General features: G+C 39.9%; 19 protein-coding genes. 17 read left to right on the top strand and 2 right to left on the bottom strand.

Features of this window, described 5'->3' with window-relative positions; genetic code table 11:
- The first annotated feature begins 1 nt into the window (after position 1).
- The 3 genes from NE558_RS11330 to NE558_RS11320 are packed head-to-tail and all read left to right on the top strand — an operon-like array spanning position 2 to position 3,146.
- Positions 2-1,249, top strand: coding sequence for a glutamate-5-semialdehyde dehydrogenase (locus tag NE558_RS11330; RefSeq protein ID WP_305145056.1), 1,248 nt, complete (start codon positions 2-4; stop codon positions 1,247-1,249).
- A 13-nt stretch (positions 1,250-1,262) separates the two neighbouring features.
- Entirely contained in the window at positions 1,263-2,210 is a 948-nt protein-coding gene (locus NE558_RS11325) for a DUF2971 domain-containing protein (RefSeq protein WP_256150185.1), read from the top strand.
- A gap of 24 nt (positions 2,211-2,234) precedes the next feature.
- On the top strand, positions 2,235-3,146 hold the full coding sequence (locus NE558_RS11320) for a ketopantoate reductase family protein (protein WP_256150184.1): 912 nt from the start codon (positions 2,235-2,237) through the stop codon (positions 3,144-3,146).
- Positions 3,147-3,242: 96 nt separating this feature from the next.
- On the opposite strand, the gene NE558_RS11315 is transcribed toward NE558_RS11320, so the two are convergent.
- Both NE558_RS11315 and NE558_RS11310 read right to left on the bottom strand, forming a co-directional pair.
- Entirely contained in the window at positions 3,243-3,674 is a 432-nt protein-coding gene (locus NE558_RS11315) for a hypothetical protein (protein WP_256150183.1), read from the bottom strand.
- Positions 3,671-3,877, bottom strand: a complete 207-nt coding sequence (locus NE558_RS11310; protein WP_256150182.1) for a helix-turn-helix transcriptional regulator — start codon at positions 3,875-3,877, stop codon at positions 3,671-3,673. Before NE558_RS11310 ends, NE558_RS11315 begins: the two co-directional genes overlap by 4 nt.
- Before the next feature lie 172 nt (positions 3,878-4,049).
- On the opposite strand from NE558_RS11310, the gene NE558_RS11305 reads away from it, so the two are divergent.
- The 14 genes from NE558_RS11305 to NE558_RS11240 all read left to right on the top strand — a co-directional run bounded on the left by NE558_RS11305 (position 4,050) and on the right by NE558_RS11240 (position 17,141).
- Complete coding sequence (locus NE558_RS11305) at positions 4,050-4,649, top strand: site-2 protease family protein (protein WP_256150181.1); 600 nt, start codon at positions 4,050-4,052, stop codon at positions 4,647-4,649.
- Between the two features lie 8 nt (positions 4,650-4,657).
- On the top strand, positions 4,658-5,428 hold the full coding sequence (locus NE558_RS11300) for a segregation and condensation protein A (protein ID WP_420314597.1): 771 nt from the start codon (positions 4,658-4,660) through the stop codon (positions 5,426-5,428).
- Complete coding sequence (scpB, locus tag NE558_RS11295) at positions 5,425-5,979, top strand: SMC-Scp complex subunit ScpB (RefSeq protein ID WP_256150178.1); 555 nt, start codon at positions 5,425-5,427, stop codon at positions 5,977-5,979. The genes NE558_RS11300 and scpB overlap by 4 nt, the downstream gene beginning before the upstream one ends.
- Positions 5,963-6,310, top strand: coding sequence for a hypothetical protein (locus NE558_RS11290; RefSeq protein WP_256150177.1), 348 nt, complete (start codon positions 5,963-5,965; stop codon positions 6,308-6,310). Before scpB ends, NE558_RS11290 begins: the two co-directional genes overlap by 17 nt.
- A gap of 107 nt (positions 6,311-6,417) precedes the next feature.
- The gene (locus NE558_RS11285) at positions 6,418-7,566 is read left to right on the top strand and encodes a D-alanyl-D-alanine carboxypeptidase family protein (RefSeq protein ID WP_256150176.1); all 1,149 of its coding nucleotides are present in this window, start codon (positions 6,418-6,420) and stop codon (positions 7,564-7,566) included.
- 210 nt (positions 7,567-7,776) lie between these two features.
- Entirely contained in the window at positions 7,777-8,493 is a 717-nt protein-coding gene (locus NE558_RS11280) for a pseudouridine synthase (protein WP_256150175.1), read from the top strand.
- Between the two features lie 293 nt (positions 8,494-8,786).
- Complete coding sequence (locus NE558_RS11275; protein WP_256150174.1) at positions 8,787-9,431, top strand: histidine phosphatase family protein; 645 nt, start codon at positions 8,787-8,789, stop codon at positions 9,429-9,431.
- A gap of 4 nt (positions 9,432-9,435) precedes the next feature.
- On the top strand, positions 9,436-10,671 hold the full coding sequence (locus NE558_RS11270) for an NAD(P)/FAD-dependent oxidoreductase (RefSeq protein WP_256150173.1): 1,236 nt from the start codon (positions 9,436-9,438) through the stop codon (positions 10,669-10,671).
- A gap of 14 nt (positions 10,672-10,685) precedes the next feature.
- Positions 10,686-11,369, top strand: a complete 684-nt coding sequence (cmk, locus tag NE558_RS11265) for a (d)CMP kinase (protein WP_256150172.1) — start codon at positions 10,686-10,688, stop codon at positions 11,367-11,369.
- Positions 11,366-11,956 (top strand): lysophospholipid acyltransferase family protein, encoded by a 591-nt coding sequence (locus tag NE558_RS11260; RefSeq protein ID WP_256150171.1) that lies wholly within the window; start codon positions 11,366-11,368, stop codon positions 11,954-11,956. The genes cmk and NE558_RS11260 overlap by 4 nt, the downstream gene beginning before the upstream one ends.
- The gene (locus tag NE558_RS11255) at positions 11,953-13,932 is read left to right on the top strand and encodes a bifunctional 4-hydroxy-3-methylbut-2-enyl diphosphate reductase/30S ribosomal protein S1 (protein ID WP_256150170.1); all 1,980 of its coding nucleotides are present in this window, start codon (positions 11,953-11,955) and stop codon (positions 13,930-13,932) included. The genes NE558_RS11260 and NE558_RS11255 overlap by 4 nt, the downstream gene beginning before the upstream one ends.
- A gap of 487 nt (positions 13,933-14,419) precedes the next feature.
- Positions 14,420-15,232, top strand: a complete 813-nt coding sequence (locus tag NE558_RS11250) for a transporter substrate-binding domain-containing protein (protein ID WP_256150169.1) — start codon at positions 14,420-14,422, stop codon at positions 15,230-15,232.
- Positions 15,233-15,622: 390 nt separating this feature from the next.
- A complete protein-coding gene (gene deoC, locus NE558_RS11245; protein WP_256150168.1) occupies positions 15,623-16,267 on the top strand; it encodes a deoxyribose-phosphate aldolase in 645 nt (214 codons plus the stop codon).
- 73 nt (positions 16,268-16,340) lie between these two features.
- A complete protein-coding gene (locus NE558_RS11240; RefSeq protein ID WP_256150167.1) occupies positions 16,341-17,141 on the top strand; it encodes a transporter substrate-binding domain-containing protein in 801 nt (266 codons plus the stop codon).
- The last annotated feature ends 26 nt before the right edge of the window (positions 17,142-17,167 follow it).

Genomic DNA, 17,167 nt, shown 5'->3' with positions numbered 1-17,167 from the left:
GATGAGTATTTTATCTGAAATGGGACAGAAAGCAAAGGATGCATCCGTTGTATTGTCGGTATTGTCCGCACCGAAAAAAAATGAAGCCCTTTGCCATGGGGCAGAGGCTCTTTTGGTGGCTGAGAAAGAGATTCTTGCAGCCAACCAGATAGATGTGGAAGATGCACTGGCGTCGGGTATTAAGGGTGCTTTTATTGACCGTTTAACTTTGACCCATGCAAGACTTCAGGAAATGGCGGAAGGACTTCGTCAAGTTGCGGCTCTGGATGACCCTGTTGGGGAAGTACTTTCTATGAAAACTTTAGACAACGGGTTAATCGTTGGACAGAAGAGAGTGCCTATGGGTGTAATTGGAATTATTTTTGAAGCTAGACCTAATGTTACCGCTGATGCCTTTGGTTTATGCTTAAAGGCAGGCAGTGCGGTTATACTAAGGGGAGGCAAAGAGGCGTTCCGTACCAATCAAGCTGTTGTTTCGGTTTTTCGTAAGGCCATGGAAGAGGTGGGACTGCCGGCGGATATTGTGCAGGTGGTGCCTGATACCTCAAGGGAAACAGCCAATGAAATGATGCGTCTCAACGGATATTTGGATGTATTGATTCCTCGTGGCGGCGCAGGTTTGATTCAAAGTGTGGTGCAAAACAGTACTGTTCCTGTAATCGAAACAGGCGTTGGTAACTGTCATATTTTTGTGGATGAGACTGCGGATTTAGATAAGGCGGTGGCTATTGTGTTGAATGCCAAAACCCAGCGCCCCGGAGTTTGCAATGCCTGTGAAAGCCTCTTGGTACATGAAAAGATTGCGGAAAGATTTCTTCCTATGGTAGGAAAGGCTTTGCAAGAAAAGGCCGTTGAGATTCGTGGAGACGAAGCTACCTGTTCCCTAATTTCTGGGTCTGTTCCTGCAGTGGAGGAAGATTGGGCTACGGAATTTACGGATTATATTATCTCCACCAGAGTGGTTAATAATTTTGACGACGCCATTACCCATATACGTAAATATTCCACAGGGCATTCCGAGGCGATTCTTACAGAAAACTATTCCAATGCCCAGCGTTTTTTAAATGAAGTGGATGCAGCGGCAGTATACGTGAATGCATCTACCCGTTTTACGGATGGTGGACAATTTGGCTTTGGTGCAGAAATTGGCATCAGTACCCAAAAGCTCCATGCAAGGGGCCCCATGGGTCTGAAGGAACTGACCACGACGAAGTACATTATTTATGGAAACGGGCAAATAAGACAGTAATGGAGGATATTTGGTGGAAGCAAATAGAACAACAAAATATTTAGATGATTGGGTGCGGGTGCCCCTTTGTGATAAAGGTGATAAATTGTACCACTATACCACTGCGGAAGGGGTTCAAGGCATTATCGAAAACAGACAATTTATTGCCACAAAAAGTGACTTCTTAAATGACAAGCTTGAGTTTTTGTATTCTCTAGAGGTTTTAGAAAAAGTAATTGACACTTATATCGTAAATAAGGATTTGGGTCGTAGGCTGTATAAAATTATAAAGGCGGAGATGGATGAGCTTGCGATTATCACTCCTTCTTGCCAAACAGTTTGTGTACCGGACCATGAGGACAAAAGTTTTTATGTAATTTCTTTCTCTAAGCTGGATAATAGTGCACTGCTTTGGGCTGAATTTACTGATTTTAGAGGGTATTGTCTTGGGTTTGATTATGATAAGCTTGTGCAAGGATTTACCGGCAGATCATTTTTGCATGGAACGGTCATTTATAGTGAAGAAGTTCAAATCTCCTGCCTTTTGGATGCACTGATTGCTTGTGTCCGCAGGGGTGTGAATGACGGTTTCGTTGAATTGGATACGATATATGAAGAAAATGCTGAAATCGGTGATGAGGCTTTAATGGAAATTGGTGGAGACATGGCTATGGTATGCTCTGTTTATGCCATGTTCTTTAAAAGCGAATTCTTTAAGGGAGAAGAGGAATATCGTTTTGTATTTTCACCCTTACGAACGGATCGTGGTGGTCAGCCTAGATTTCGAATTCTAAAGCAGATATTTTTACCATACATTATGGTGGAGCTGGATGGATTTGCAGCGCCAATTCCGTTGACCTCTGTTACCGTAGGAGCAAAGAATAATAGCGATATTGCTGTGCGAGGTATGCGATCTTTTCTGATGGGGCAAGGTCTTGATAATATTCCTGTTACCCTATCGGATATTCCTCTGCGGTATTAAAAAGCTTAGGAGGTGGGGGATACAATGAAAATTGCTATATTAGGTCTTGGCGAGGTAGGAGCCACCGTTGCAGGGGGACTAAAGAAATATGAAAAGAATTTGATTTTTATTGCCCGAGGTGAAACAAAAAGGGTACTGAGAGAAAAGGGTTTGTATTTGGAATCGGACAAATTGGGGAATCAAACAATTAATCCAGGGTTGGTATCTGATGATCCCAAGGAAATCGGCACAGTGGATGTTTTGATTCTTTGCAGTAAAAGCTACAGTTTAGAGACAGCTTGCAAAAAGTATGTAGATATTATTGGGGAAAGCACATTGGTTGTTCCCTTGCAAAATGGCATCATGACTTCCAGAAATGTTTCACAATGGTTGAAGGGCAAGGGCGTTGTAAGTGACAGCTTTATTTATTGTTTTTCAAATATTGTGGAAGTGGGGCATGTGTATAACCGTGGAGAGCTTTTACGTATCGGTATAGGCTTTGCAGATGGTAAAGACAATGAGAAGGCCAGACAGCTTGTTTCAATGCTGAAGGAGGGAGGATTACCTTCTAATTACGGGCAAGATATTATGATGAGCATTTGGGAAAAGTACGCCATGATGTGCGGAAACAGCTGTGCATTCATCTACTATGATTGTGAAGCGGGAGACATTCAAAAGGATGCCAGTAAATTAGAGTTTTTACGGGGAATTTATGAAGACATTCTCCGTTTGGCAAAGGCATCAGGGGTTTCCGGTTTAGAGGATATGCCTGAGAAGTATTATCAGCACTTTTTAACTCTACCACCTCAAACCATTTCTTCTTTATATAGGGATATTCGTGAGGGAAAAGAAGAAACAGAATTTGAATGGGTGATAGGTGGAGGTTACAAATTAGCCCAAGAGATGGGGATTTCGGTACCTTATATGGAAAAGGTGTATCAGACGAAAGCAGAATAATAATTGGAATATTAGAGTTTGAAGAAAAAGGGAAGGACAAAACAAAATGTTTTGCCACTTCCCTTCTTTGCATAGAGAGTAGAGATTTGATGCAGTTTAATACTTTTTTTCTACTATGTGACGAATCAAAAGGATCAGCAGAAGGTTAACACAAAGCAGAGTTTCTATGGTATAGAAAACGGTTATGGAAAAAAAACCGGAAATCAACATAGCAACATATAAAATTCCAATAGATACATAGGTGAAAATGGTATAGCTTACCCGAAGAATATAGATATTTCTCTCATCTGTTTCCAACAGCTCAATTTTCTTCATCTTTTCCGGGTTTTTTCTAAGAGCTTTGTTTCTTATAAACAATGAGAGTGAAACCACAAAAAGACCGATAAAGGAGCCTGCGTACATAGGCCTTAATGATTCAAAATTTTTGCTGCCAAAGGTAATTGCAAATAAAATGATAGAAACAATCATACAGCCAATATTTACGGAAAGACGCATATTTAATCGCTTTTCAAAGGGCATGGTTTTCATAGATTTTCCTCCTCTTCAAACAGAAATATATCTTCAATGGTTAAACTGAAAAAGCGTGCAATTTTGTGGGCAAGCACTAGTGAAGCTGTATATTTGCCTACTTCCAATGAGGTAATTGTTTGGCGGGTTACCCCAACGGCTTTTGCCAAGTCTTCTTGAGACAGTTTTTGTTGGCGCCTAAGTTCTGCAATACGTGTATTCATGGCATCCTTCCTTTCTGCAAAGCTAACTTTGCTTTTAGTATAGTTTACTTTGCACTTATTGTCAAGTGTACTTTGCAAGAAAATTGTAATAAAGGTAAAATTGACTGGGGTTTGAATTTCTGTTATCATAAAAAAAGTAAAGAAGGAATTTTTGGAAAGGAATTTTGAGAGAATGAATTATTTTTTGATTTTTTTATTTAGTATCCCTGGAATTATTGTTGCAACAACCATCCATGAATTTACAAGGGCTGCAGTTTCAACAGCATTGGGAGATACCCTGCCTAAAAACAAAGGACGTTTAACATTTAATCCTTTCAACCACTTTGAACCCATTGGATTTTTGTTAATGTTTTACAGTGGCGGTTTTGGCTGGGGGAAACCTGTAGAGACCAGCGCATTATATTATAAAAACCGAAAAAGAGATACCCTTTTGGTTGCGTTAATCCCTTCAGTGGTGAATTTGGTTTTAGGCTTTATTTTTTTAATTTTGCAAAGCAAGATTTTTAATAATAATTTGTATTTATCCATGCTCTTTAATTATCTTTGTTATTATAACGTAGGTCTGGCGGTATATAATATTTTACCTGTTGCCCCCATGGATTGCGCAAAGGTATTATCGGTAACTATCCCTGCCAATAGATATTTTCAATATTTGCAATATGAAAAAATGATTCAGTTGATTTTTTTGCTTTTGCTGTTTGTTGGTCTTGCCGGTGGATTTTTTAGTGTGATTATTAATGTCATCATTCAGATTATGAGTATGATTCTGTAGAGCAGAGGGTGTGGAAATTGGAGCAAATTACAATTCGATTAGATGCCTTTGAAGGGCCTTTAGACCTTTTGTATCACCTGATAGAGAAGAACGAAATTGATATTTATGATATTCCCATCGCCCGTTTGACAGATCAATATTTGGCATATTTGGATTTGGCGGAAGATCGGGATATGGATGGAATGAGTGAGTTTTTGGTCATGGCAGCGACGCTGTTAGAAATCAAAAGCAAGCTTCTTTTACCAAAGCCGAAAAATGAAGCACAAGAAGGCCCAGACCCAAGAGAAGAACTGGTTTTAAAGCTTTTGGAATACAAGAAAATTAAAGAGGTAACTGAGGATTGGCGTCAGCGAGAGGAAGAGGCCGCCTTGCTTCTTTTCAAGGAAGCAGATAAGGCGGTTGCCCAGTTAAAAGGGAAGAAACCTCAGGAGTTGGAGGAATTTTTACAGGGTGTAACCATGGAGGATTTATACCTTGCTTTTCGCCAAGTGATGGACAGAAAAGAGACAAAAGTGGATCATGTTCGCAGCGCCTTCAAAGGCGTTCCCAGAGATATCTTTACGGTTCAAGAAAAGATGAACTATATTCGGGATATGTTGATTTTGCAGCCGAGATCCACTTTTTTTACTATTTTTCGAAAAAATGCAGACAAAATGGAAAAGGTGGTTACATTTTTAGCTTTGCTGGAATTGATTAAGCGGAAAGAGGTACATATATTTCAGACTACAAATTTTGGAGAAATTACCATAACAAAATATGACGGAAGGGATAGTGCATGAGATTATCGGAGTTGGAAGCGGTAGTAGAGTCTTTGCTGTTTATTTCCGGCGAGGCGGTGCCTTTATCGGCTATTGCCCAGACCATTGAGATGGACAAGGCCACGGCAAAAGCCATAATTCATACGTTGGCGGATAAATATGAAAGTGAAAAACGAGGCATTCGCATTGTGGAACTAGATGGTTCTTATCAAATGTGTACTGCTGGGGAGTGCTTTGAGTATATAAGAAATATGTATAAAAGTCCTAATAGACAAGGATTAACCCAAGCTTTACTGGAGACATTGGCAATCATTGCCTACAAGCAACCCATTACTCGTGCCCAGATTGAGGAGATTCGTGGTGTCAGCGCGGAGCATGCCGTGAGCAAATTGGTTGAGAAAAAACTGGTTTGTGAGGTGGGGCGTATGGATACTCCAGGTAAGCCCATTATGTTTGGAACAACCAATGAATTTTTGCGGTATTTCGGGTTTAAGAGTATAAAAGAGCTGCCGCCCCTGGGTGATATACAGGAAAGTCAGGTGCTGCATGAGCAAAATGATTTACAGATTTAGAACACTGTTTATTATGGGTTTTGTTCTACTATTTTTGTTTGGTCGAAATATTCTTATACATAGATTTTCATCTGAAAGCTGGAAGAAGTATCCTGAAAAAAGGGTAGATATGGTGGATGACTTACTCTCAAAAAATGAATTAATGAGAAAGACCAAAGAAGAAGTTATTACTTTGCTGGGACAATCTACGGATACAGAGTATTTTAAGACGGAGAACAACATGGTTTATTACTTGGGGCCGGAGCGGGGGTTGATTTCCATTGACAGTGAATGGTTGGTGCTGGAGATGCAGGAAAATCAAATCACCAAGGTCAGCATTTTATGTGACTGAGAAAAAATTTGATTAACTAATAGATATGTTGATGATTGAAATTGAATCCTTTTTTTGTATGAAATGAAAATAAGCTGAATAAACATAGCAGGAGAGGGGTGATGCACATGAGGCGTGCGGGAATCTTGGTTCTCCTGCTTTTTTTATGCTGTTCCATTGCTTATGGGGCAGAGCCTTCCGTAGGCGCACAGGGCGCGGCCTTGGTAGATGGAACGACAGGTCGTTTATTATGGGGGAAGAATGCAGAGGAGCCATTGGCCATGGCAAGCACAACAAAAATTATGACTGCTATTTTAGTTTTAGAAAATGCGAATCTCGATGATGTGGTGACGGTGAGCAAAAATGCCGCGAATCAACCGGAGGTACATATGGATTTAAAGGCAGGGGAGCAATGGAAGGTTGGAGATTTGCTTTCAGTTATGATGATGCGATCTTATAATGATACGGCTGTGGCACTGGCGGAACATGTTTCTGGCAGTGTAGAGGCATTTTGCCAGCTGATGACAAAAAAAGCCGCAGAAATTGGTGCGGAGGACACCGTTTTTGGTTCTCCCAACGGTCTAGACAGTCAAATTCCTTTTGCTAAGCACCATTCAACTGCTAAGGATATGGCTTTGATTGGGGCGTATGCATTGAAAAATGAAAAGTTTTGCAGTGTAATTGCACAGCCCTCCATCACCATTGAAGAGGTGACGGGTAAAAGACAGTGTGAGGTTACCAATGCCGACCGTTTTTTAAAGGAATATAAGGGAGCAATGGGGGTTAAAACTGGCTATACCAATAAAGCGGGACACTGTTTTGTTGGAGCGGTGGAGCAAAATGGGGTTCGTTTGGTTAGTACGGTTTTGGGCAGTGGTTGGGGAAGTACGGGAAAAGAGAAGAAATGGTCAGATACAAAGGCGATTATGAATTATGGGTTTGACACTTTTTTTCCGTTTGAAGCAGCAAAAAAAGGGCAGGTTTGTGGAAAAGTATCTATGCTTCACTCCAAAGTGGGTGAGGTGAATGCTGTTTTACAGGATGGATATCAAGGCCTATTTTCCAAAGAGGAGCAGCAGGCCATTCAGCTTAGCATTTCTTTGCCCGAAAGTATTGAAGCGCCTGTGCAGGCAGGACAGCAATTGGGAAATGCCCAGCTAAAGCTAAAGGATGAGGTTTTGGCGGATATTCCAATTTTAGCGGATCAGACTGCTCCTGCATATACCTTAGCAGACTGGCTATCCTATTTATCCGAAAATTGGATTACATGGTTTTAAGAATGGAGTGAAATTTGCTTTTTAAATTACAGTGGAGTGGTTTAAGAAAGCTAAAATACCCAGTAGTAAGAGTAATTGCTTTTTATAATTGGACACTTTTTACCAATACCTTCCTAATCCTCATAAAATCAACGTTTTATCAGAGTTTTTTTGACTTTCCCCAATTTGTAGGGTATACTGTTTCCAATGAGATAAAGACGGAGGAACAGTATGGAAGAAAGACTTCAAAAATTTCTAGCGGAAGCAGGCGTTGCATCTCGCCGTAAGGCGGAAGAACTGATTGCAGCGGGAAAAATAAAGGTAAACGGAAAAGTAGTGACGGAGTTAGGTACCAAAATTGACCCCAAAAAGGATGAGGTACTGTATCTGGATAAAGAAGTCAGCACAAAGGAAGTAGAGCTGGTATACGTTATGCTTCATAAACCGGAGGGATATGTAACCACGGCGAAGGAGCAATTTGGTCGTCCCGGCGTAATGGATTTGGTTAGAGATGTGAAAGCAAGAATTTTTCCTGTGGGTAGATTGGATTATGATACCTCGGGTTTGTTGCTTTTAACAAATGATGGAGATTTGACATATAAATTAACCCATCCTAAGCATGATGTGGATAAGACTTATATAGCGAAGCTGTACGGAACACCTGATGATATGGATTTACAGAAATTTCGCCGTGGTGTTGTAATTGACGGGAAACAAACCAAGCCTGCGAAAATGCAAATTTTAGAAAAGGGTGAGCGTCAATCCACTGTGGAAATTATTATTCATGAGGGCAGAAACAGACAGGTTCGTAAAATGTGCGAAGCCATTAAGCATCCTGTTGCCCAGTTAAAACGTGTTGCCACTGGGGATTTGACAATAGGGGATTTGCCCAAAGGCAAATATCGTCATCTTACCCCAAAAGAAGTCAAATACTTAAAAAGCTTGTAAGTTTTATGGTTTATATAAAGTCATGGGAGAAATCAAGGCATCATTAATGTTAAAGTGTTGATTTTGAAAATAGTAAGCTCCGGAACATCCGCTGTGGCTTTTGAACCCAAATGCAAAGTATTGATTATGGGTTTGATATACGCAAGGAGATGCTTTCGGGGCATTTTTTATTGAAAGGATAAGTGCAATACCGTATAATATATAGTTAGGGCAACACCCCATTCTTTACGGTTGATGCCGTATTTGAATTAGCGGGATCCCTTAGGATATTTGAAAAAAAGGAATGATTTCATATGAAGCAGGATAAAACAAGATTATATTTAATTCGTCATGGTGAAACGGAATGGAATAAAGGTGGAAGATATCAAGGGTGGACAGACATTGAGCTTTCTGAGGAGGGTAAATGGCAAGCCGCACTCTTGGCAAAGCGATTTGAGTATATGCCCCTTGACGCCATTTATGTGTCACCCTTGAAGCGGGCTGTTGCTACAGCGGAACCTATTGCAAAACAAAAGGGACTTCCCCTTATTATGGACGAGCATTTTAAGGAAATTAATTTTGGGGAATGGGAAGGCCATACCGTTGCTGAATTAACAGAAAAATATGGAAAGCCTTATACGGATTTTTTTCATGACCCCTTTGCCCACACCATGCCCGGAGAAGGCTCCTTTCATAAAGTGGCTGAGCGTTCCTTGGCAGGTTTTCAAGAAATTATTAAAAAGCACAGAGGACAGCGTGTTGCTATTGTTTCCCACGGAGGGCTGTTACGTGTTTTTATGATTAAGCTATTAGGACTGGATTTAAATTTATACCGTAAGATGTGGCTGACAAACACATCTATTTCTATGATTGATATTACTCCGGAGGACCAAATGTTTTTAATGACATTGAATGACAAGGCACATTTGGAAATGGCGGAATTACTGAAAAACGGGTGAAAATATGGGAAAAATTATTGTGGTGGGCGGCGGTGCTGCCGGAATGATAGCGGCGGGTAAGGCCGGAAGCCGTGGTCACGAAGTGCATTTATTTGAAAAGAACAACAGACTTGGAAAGAAGATTCTAATAACGGGAAAAGGCCGTTGCAATTTAACCAATGATTGTGATGTAGAGACACTGTTAGAGAATATACCGGGGAATCCTTATTTTATGTATAGCTCACTTTATCGTCTGGATAGCAGTGAGACCCAAGGACTATTTCATCGTTTGGGATTGGAGACAAAGGTGGAAAGAGGACGCCGTGTTTTTCCTGTTTCCGATAAGTCTTTGGATGTGGTTTTTGCGTTGGAACAGTATTTGCGTGAAAACAAGGTAAAACAGCACTTGGACAGCCCTGTGGAGGAAATATTGGTTTCTGACGGAAGGGCTGTTGGTGTGCGTTTAAAAAAAGGTACTATTATTGAAGCTGATGCAGTTATTGTAGCCACGGGAGGATTATCATACCCTGCAACAGGCTCAACAGGAGACGGATATGGTTTTGCAAAAAAAGTTGGTCATCATGTGACCAAATTATACCCGTCACTGGTGCCTTTAAAAGCGGCGGAGGCGTGGTGCAAAAGTCTGATGGGGTTAAGTTTGCGGAACATTTCCATCAAAATAAAAGATAATAAAGACAAGACTGTTTTTGAGGAATTCGGTGAAATGCTTTTTACCCATTATGGAGTTTCAGGTCCTGTTATTTTAAGCGCTAGCAGACACATTTTGTTTTCTATTGACCAAGGGTATCGGCTTTTTATTGATTTGAAGCCTGCTATGGATGAAAAGAAGCTGGACATGCGTTTGCTCAGAGATTTTGAGAAATATGCAAATCGGGATTTTATCAATGCTTTGGGTGATTTACTGCCGCAGAAACTGATTCCGGTGATTGCTGAGCTTTCCGGTATTGCCGGGGATAAAAAGGTAAATAGTATTACAAAGGAAGAACGGAAAACCCTTCTTTCTTTATTAAAGGGACTGCCATTAACCATTACAGGTACGGCGGGCTTTAATGAGGCGGTAATCACTTGCGGCGGAATTTCTGTGGACGAGATTGACCCTGCCACCATGGAAAGTAAGTTTGTGAAAAACCTGCATTTTGCAGGAGAGGTTTTGGATGTGGATGCTTATACCGGTGGTTATAATTTGCAAATTGCTTTTTCCAGCGGTTATGCGGCGGGAGAAGAAGTGCTTTCACAATGATTGGAGGAATCGGTATGAAAAAGTTTGCCGTTGCGGTGGATGGACCTGCAGGATCGGGGAAAAGTACGGTTGCTAAGGCTGTGGCAAAAAAACTAGGCATTATTTATGTGGATACAGGAGCCATGTATCGAGGGGTGGCTTTTGATTGTATACAAAAGGGTGTAGATTGTTCAGATGAAAGGGCTGTTTTGTCATTGCTGGAAGAGATTCATTTAGAAATTCAGCCTACAGAGGAAGGGCAACGAATTTTTCTGGAAGACCAAGACATTACCGAAAAAATAAGAACCCAGCAAATTGGACAAGGAGCTTCCGCAGTAGCTATGATTCAATCCGTTCGTCAGAAACTTGGAGATATGCAGAGAGCGATGGCAAAAGAAAATTCCGTTGTTATGGATGGCAGAGATATTGGTACGTATGTACTACCCCAAGCAGAAGTGAAAATATATATGGATGCCGGTGTGGATGAGCGAGCAATGCGCCGCATGGGAGAGCTGAAAGCAAAGGGGGAAAAACCTGACTTTGGGGCAGTGCGTAAGGAGATTATTCAGCGGGATGAAAACGATATGAACCGCCAGCACAATCCTTTGCGCAAAGCCCAGGATGCAGTTTATTTAGATACGACGAAAATGTCCATTGAAGAAGCTGTTGAGAAAATATTATCCATTGTGCAGGAAAAACTAGGGGAGGTGTGGGTATGAACTTGTATCCTTTTATAAAAGTAATTGTAAAGATTCTCTTTAAAGTTCTATTTAAAGTGACCATCGTGGGTAAGGAAAATGTACCCCAAGAGGGCAATGGGGTTCTTTGCTGTAACCACATCAGCAATTTTGATCCATTGACTATGGCTGTATATTTGGATAGATTACCCAGATATATCGCAAAAAAAGAGCTTTTTTCGAATAAATTATTAGGAGCATTGCTTCGCAATTTACAGGCATTCCCTATTGATCGTCAAGCAGTGATGGATATGAAAGCATTTAAAACAGCCATAAATGTGCTAAAAGGTGGAGAACTGCTGGGTATTTTTGCTGAGGGAACTCGAGTAAAAGAAGGCGAAGATAAAGCTGCAAAAGCCGGCGTAGCCATGTTTGCACTAAAGGGTGATGCACCAGTAATTCCTGTGGCAATTTCAGGAAATTATAAGTTCCGTTCTGAAATCAGGATAGAATTCGGAGAACCAATGACTTTAGAAGAATATCGTGGTGCTAGAATCACCACTGATTTGATGGAAGAGATCACAGAAAAGATTATGAGCAGAGTGCAGGAAATGAAGGTTAAGCTATGAGTAATATTACAGTTGCCCAGTCGGCTGGGTTTTGTTTTGGTGTGAAAAGAGCCATCGAGATGGCCTATCAACAGATAGAAAATCAAGAAAAAACCTATTCTTATGGACCGTTAATCCACAATAAGGAAGTGACGGGAGATTTAGAGAAGAAGGGACTTACGATTATTGAAAATCTGGATAACATTTTTCAAGGAGCAATTTTGGTGCGTTCTCATGGTGTCGGAAAAGCGCTTTATGATGCAGTGGAGGAAAAAGGGCTTCCTGTGGTTGATGGAACTTGTCCTTTTGTGAAAAAGATACATAGCATAGTGAAGGAAAACCACGATGCAAACAAAGAAATTATTATTGCAGGAAGCAGTCAGCACCCTGAGGTGGTTGGGATTAACGGCTGGTGTGAGAATGCCGCAAAAATCATTGAAACACCGGAAGAAGCCACTGCATTGGATTTGCAAGATGGGGCAGAATATATTATTGTGGTGCAGACAACCTTCCGTCAGAGTCGTTTTGATGAAATTGTGGCGGAATTGAAAAAGAAAAATATTCATCTTTTGGTATTCAACACCATTTGCTCTGCAACGGAGAAGAGACAAGCGGAAGCTGTGTCGTTATCACAAAATGTTGACAAAATGATTGTCATAGGCGACAAAAAAAGCTCTAATACCCAAAAATTGGTGGAAATCTGCAGAAAAAATTGCGAGAATACCGTTCACATTGAAACAATTTGTGATTTGGTGTTGAATAATTTTTCAAAGAATGATAAAATAGGTATAACTGCGGGTGCGTCTACACCACCTGCAATAATTAAGGAGGTAGTTGTTACTATGAGCGAAGCATTTGACAATGCAGTACAAAATTTAGGAGGAAGTGAGGAAATTTCATTCGAACAAATGTTAGAAGAATCTCTCGTTACTCTGCATACAGGCGATGTTGTGAAAGGCACTGTAATTCAGGTTGTTAACGAAGAAGTATCTGTGAATCTCGGCTATAAGTCCGATGGTGTTATCCCCAGAGGTGAATTCAGCGGTGATCCCACAGTAATCCCTAGTAAAGTAATTCAGCCCGGAGATGAGATTGAAGTATTTGTAGTTCGTGTAAACGACGGCGACGGTAATGTTCTTTTGTCCAAAAAGCGTATTGAAGCGCAGAAGGGCATGGAGGAAATTGAAGCAGCTTTCAACGAGAAATCAGTTGTTACAGGTACAGTAACTGAGGTTGTAAAGGGCGGCTTGATCGCAGTTGTAAACGGCGTAAGAGTATTTATTCCCTCTTCTCAGGTTTCAAATAGATTTATTGAAGATTTAAGCGTTTTCAAAGGCCAGGAATTGGATTTCAATATTATTGAAATGGATAGAGTAAAACGTCGTATTATCGGTGGCAGAAAAGCGTTGGTTGAAAAAGAAATCAGTGCAAAGAGAGCTACATTGTTTGCTTCCATCGAAGCTGGCGTAAAGGCAACAGGTAAGGTTAGCAGATTGACTGACTTTGGTGCATTTGTTGACTTGGGCGGCGTTGACGGTTTGATTCATATTTCCGAAATGAGCTGGGGTAGAATTACCAACCCTAAGGAAGTTCTGAAAGAAGGTCAGGCAGTTGAAGTGCTTATCTTAGATGTTGACAAGGAAAAAGGAAAAATCAGCCTTTCCTTGAAAGATAACAATATGAACCCTTGGAACCTTGCAGTTGAGAAATATGCTGTTGGTACAATCGTTGAGGGTAAAGTTGTTCGTATGGTACCTTTTGGTGCATTTGTGGAATTGGAACCCGGCGTAGATGGTCTGGTACATATCTCACAGATCGCAAACAAGCACGTTGTGAAGCCTGAAGATGAATTGAAGGTTGGTCAGGTTATCAGCGTAAAAGTTCTTGAGGTAAATACAGAGCAGAAGAAAATCAGCCTTTCCAAGAGACAGGCGGAAGCTCCTGCAGAAGAAGCAGCTGAAGAAGTTGCAGCAGAAGCTGTTGAAACAGAGGCTTAATTAATTTAAAGACCCTTGTTTGAAAAGGTAAGAAATTGAAAAGCTATTCACATTAGGCTTTCTATAAGAATAAGGCCCGTTTGTTCCTCACAGGATATATCCATGAGGAGCAATCGGGCTTTTTTGATTCATAATAGAAGGAAGTCATTTTACAGAAACAAGGACTGAAAGCTATCCTTTTCCATTGAAATATAAAGGACAATGATTGTCTTAAGAACAATAACCTATTAAAATGGTAGAGTAAAAATAAAGAATATTTTACTGAAAATTCCATAAGCTATTATAACACAGAAGTTTTGATTAAAATAAAAGGTGCTGACTGGTTTTATAAAGTGTCACTCTTTTGCAAAAGTTTATCCATTTGTATTGGAATAGATGTAAAGTGACACTTTAAATTGAGTATTGTCACTAAATACAATTCTATTTTCTGATAATTTCGAAAGAGCTTCTTAAAAGATATTTTAAAAATAATAGGGGGCATTAGGAGATGGTAAGATTAAAAAAAATAGTAGCTATTTTAGCAACAGTTTTTATGGTTGTTGGGTTGGCTTCCTGTGGTGGTAAACACAAGGTGACAATTAGTGTGGACAATACAAATACCAGTGATACACCTAAAGCAACGAAAAAATATATTATTGCGACGAATACATTGTTTGCCCCGTTTGAATTTCAAAATAAATTTGGCGAATATGTAGGCATAGACATAGACTTATTAAACGAAATAGCAAAAGATCAGGGGTTTGAATATGAGCTAGTACATATGACATTTAATCAAATGTTACAGGCCTTAGCGGCAGGAGAAGTGGATGCCGCCATGGGAGGAATCAGCATAACGGATGAAAGAAAGGAAATCTATGATTATTCCGAACCTTATCTTGAGGGTGGGATCGTTATGGCAGTAGATGCCACGCGGCATGATATTAAAGGTTTTGATGATTTGAAAGGAAAAACGGTTGCCGTGGCTGTTGCATTGGGTACGGAGGCAGAGTCTTATGCTCAGTCTATAAAAGATAAATATGGCTTTGAACTAGTGACTTTCCCTGAATTTAATCAGGTATATCAGGATGTAATAAGTGGAAACAGTCAAGCGCTGTTCGAAGATTATCCCGTAATGGGATATTTAATTTCTCAAGGAGTGGAACTGAAAATTGTTTCTGATATAGAAAAAAAGAGTCCCTATGGTTTTGCGGTTCCCAAGGGAAAGAATGGGGAGTTGTTAGAAATGTTTAATAAAGGGCTAAAGAACATAATGGAAAATGGTGTCTATGATAAGGTAATAAACACTTATGTACAGAGTTAATATTTTCCAGTGCTCAATTTCAAAACAGAAGGACGATTCTTTTCAATAAAATAAGGCATAAAAACTTATATAATTAAAAAAACCAAAGGGCTTATTGTTTGAATTACAAACGGCAAGCCCTTTTTTTCAGCGTTTTTTATCTTGAAAAGAAGAGTTGGCACAATCTATTTATTCTATTTGATGTTTACAGAGGAAATACAAAAAAAGCGAAAAATAAATGAAATATCATCCTAAATATTGGAATATAGTTTGTTTGTAAAATATGTAAGAATTTAATTAATTAAAATAATTCATAGAAAAAAAGAGGAGAACCGATTGAAAAAACAACATTGTTGTCAGGTTTTATTTGTGTTATAATTTTAAAATGCATAAATCTAAGGAGGTTGAATGATGGAAAAACAGTTTATTCTAAACCATATTGATCATACCCTGTTAAAACAAGATGCTGTTTGGCAGGAAATTATGGAAATATGCAAAGAAGGAATAGAACAAAAAACTGCATCGATTTGTATTCCACCATCCTTTGTTTCCCAGGCGGCGTCCTTTGTGCAAGGACAAGTTCCAATTTGTACTGTCATTGGTTTCCCGAATGGATATCAAACCACTGCGGTGAAGGTATTTGAAGCCAGTGATGCTATAAAGAACGGTGCTGATGAAATTGATATGGTCATCAATTTAGGGTGGTTAAAAGAGGGTTTTTACGACAAAATATTGCAAGAAATCAATGCAATAAAATATATTTGCGGGGAGAAGATCTTGAAGGTGATTGTGGAAACCTGCTTGCTTACTCCAGAAGAAAAGATTAAAATGTGCGAAGTTGTAAGCCAATCTAAGGCGGATTATATTAAGACCAGTACAGGATTCAGCAAGGGCGGTGCTACGCTGGAGGATATTCAACTGTTTTCTAAGCATGTTTTTGGCGGAACAAAGATAAAAGCTGCCGGTGGCATTAAAGGTGTAAAAGACGCAGAAGATTTTTTGCAGGCAGGGGCAGAACGTTTGGGCAGCAGTTCATTGCTGGGCATGCTTCAATAATATTGCTTTATGACACTGCGTAAGCGGTATTCATATAAGAATCATGCAAAAACAAAAAAGGGAGGATTTAAAAATGAGTTTATTCAAAAAAGTAAGTGTAACTGCAATGGCATTTGCTATGGTGATGGGTTTGGCTGCGTGCGGCGGCGATGATACAAACAAAGCCGGTGAAGGGGATGCAGAAAAGGCACCTGAAGCGGCGAAAAAATATATTGTTGCAACTGATACCACCTTTGCACCCTTTGAATTTCAAAATGAGGCAGGGGAATATGTAGGTATTGATTTGGATTTATTGGCAGCAATTGCTGAGGATCAGGGCTTTACATATGAACTGAACCCTCTGGGCTTTAATGCAGCGGTGCAGGCTTTGGAAGCAGGACAGGCTGATGCAGTAATTGCCGGCATGAGCATCACAGATGAAAGACAGCAGAAATTTGATTTCTCCACACCTTATTTTGACAGTGGTGTTGTAATGGGTATTGGGAAGAGCAACGAAGACATTAAGAGCTATGAGGATTTAGCAGGAAAAACAGTTGCAATCAAAATTGGAACAGAAGGTGCAACTTTTGCAGAATCTGTTAAGGATAAGTATGGTTTCAAAACTGTAACTTTTGATGATTCCAGCGCAATGTATATGGATGTTATGTCCGGCAACAGCGTAGCTTGTTTTGAAGATTACCCTGTAATGGGATATGCAATTGCCCAGGGCGTAGAATTGAAGATGGTAACTGATATGGAACAAGGCAGTTCCTACGGCTTTGCAGTTAACAAAGATAAGAACAAAGAGCTTCTGGATATGTTTAACAAGGGCCTTGAAAACTTGAAGGCTAACGGAAAATATCAGGAGATTTTAGATAAATACATCCAGAAATAAAAATTTTTATAAATTGTAGTAAGGAG

This window comes from Anaerotignum propionicum (genome assembly GCF_024461735.1).
Classification (GTDB): Bacteria; Bacillota; Clostridia; order Lachnospirales; family Anaerotignaceae; genus Chakrabartyella.
Note: the sequence above shows the minus strand (reverse complement) of the source record. Positions and strands in the feature narration are given on the sequence as shown.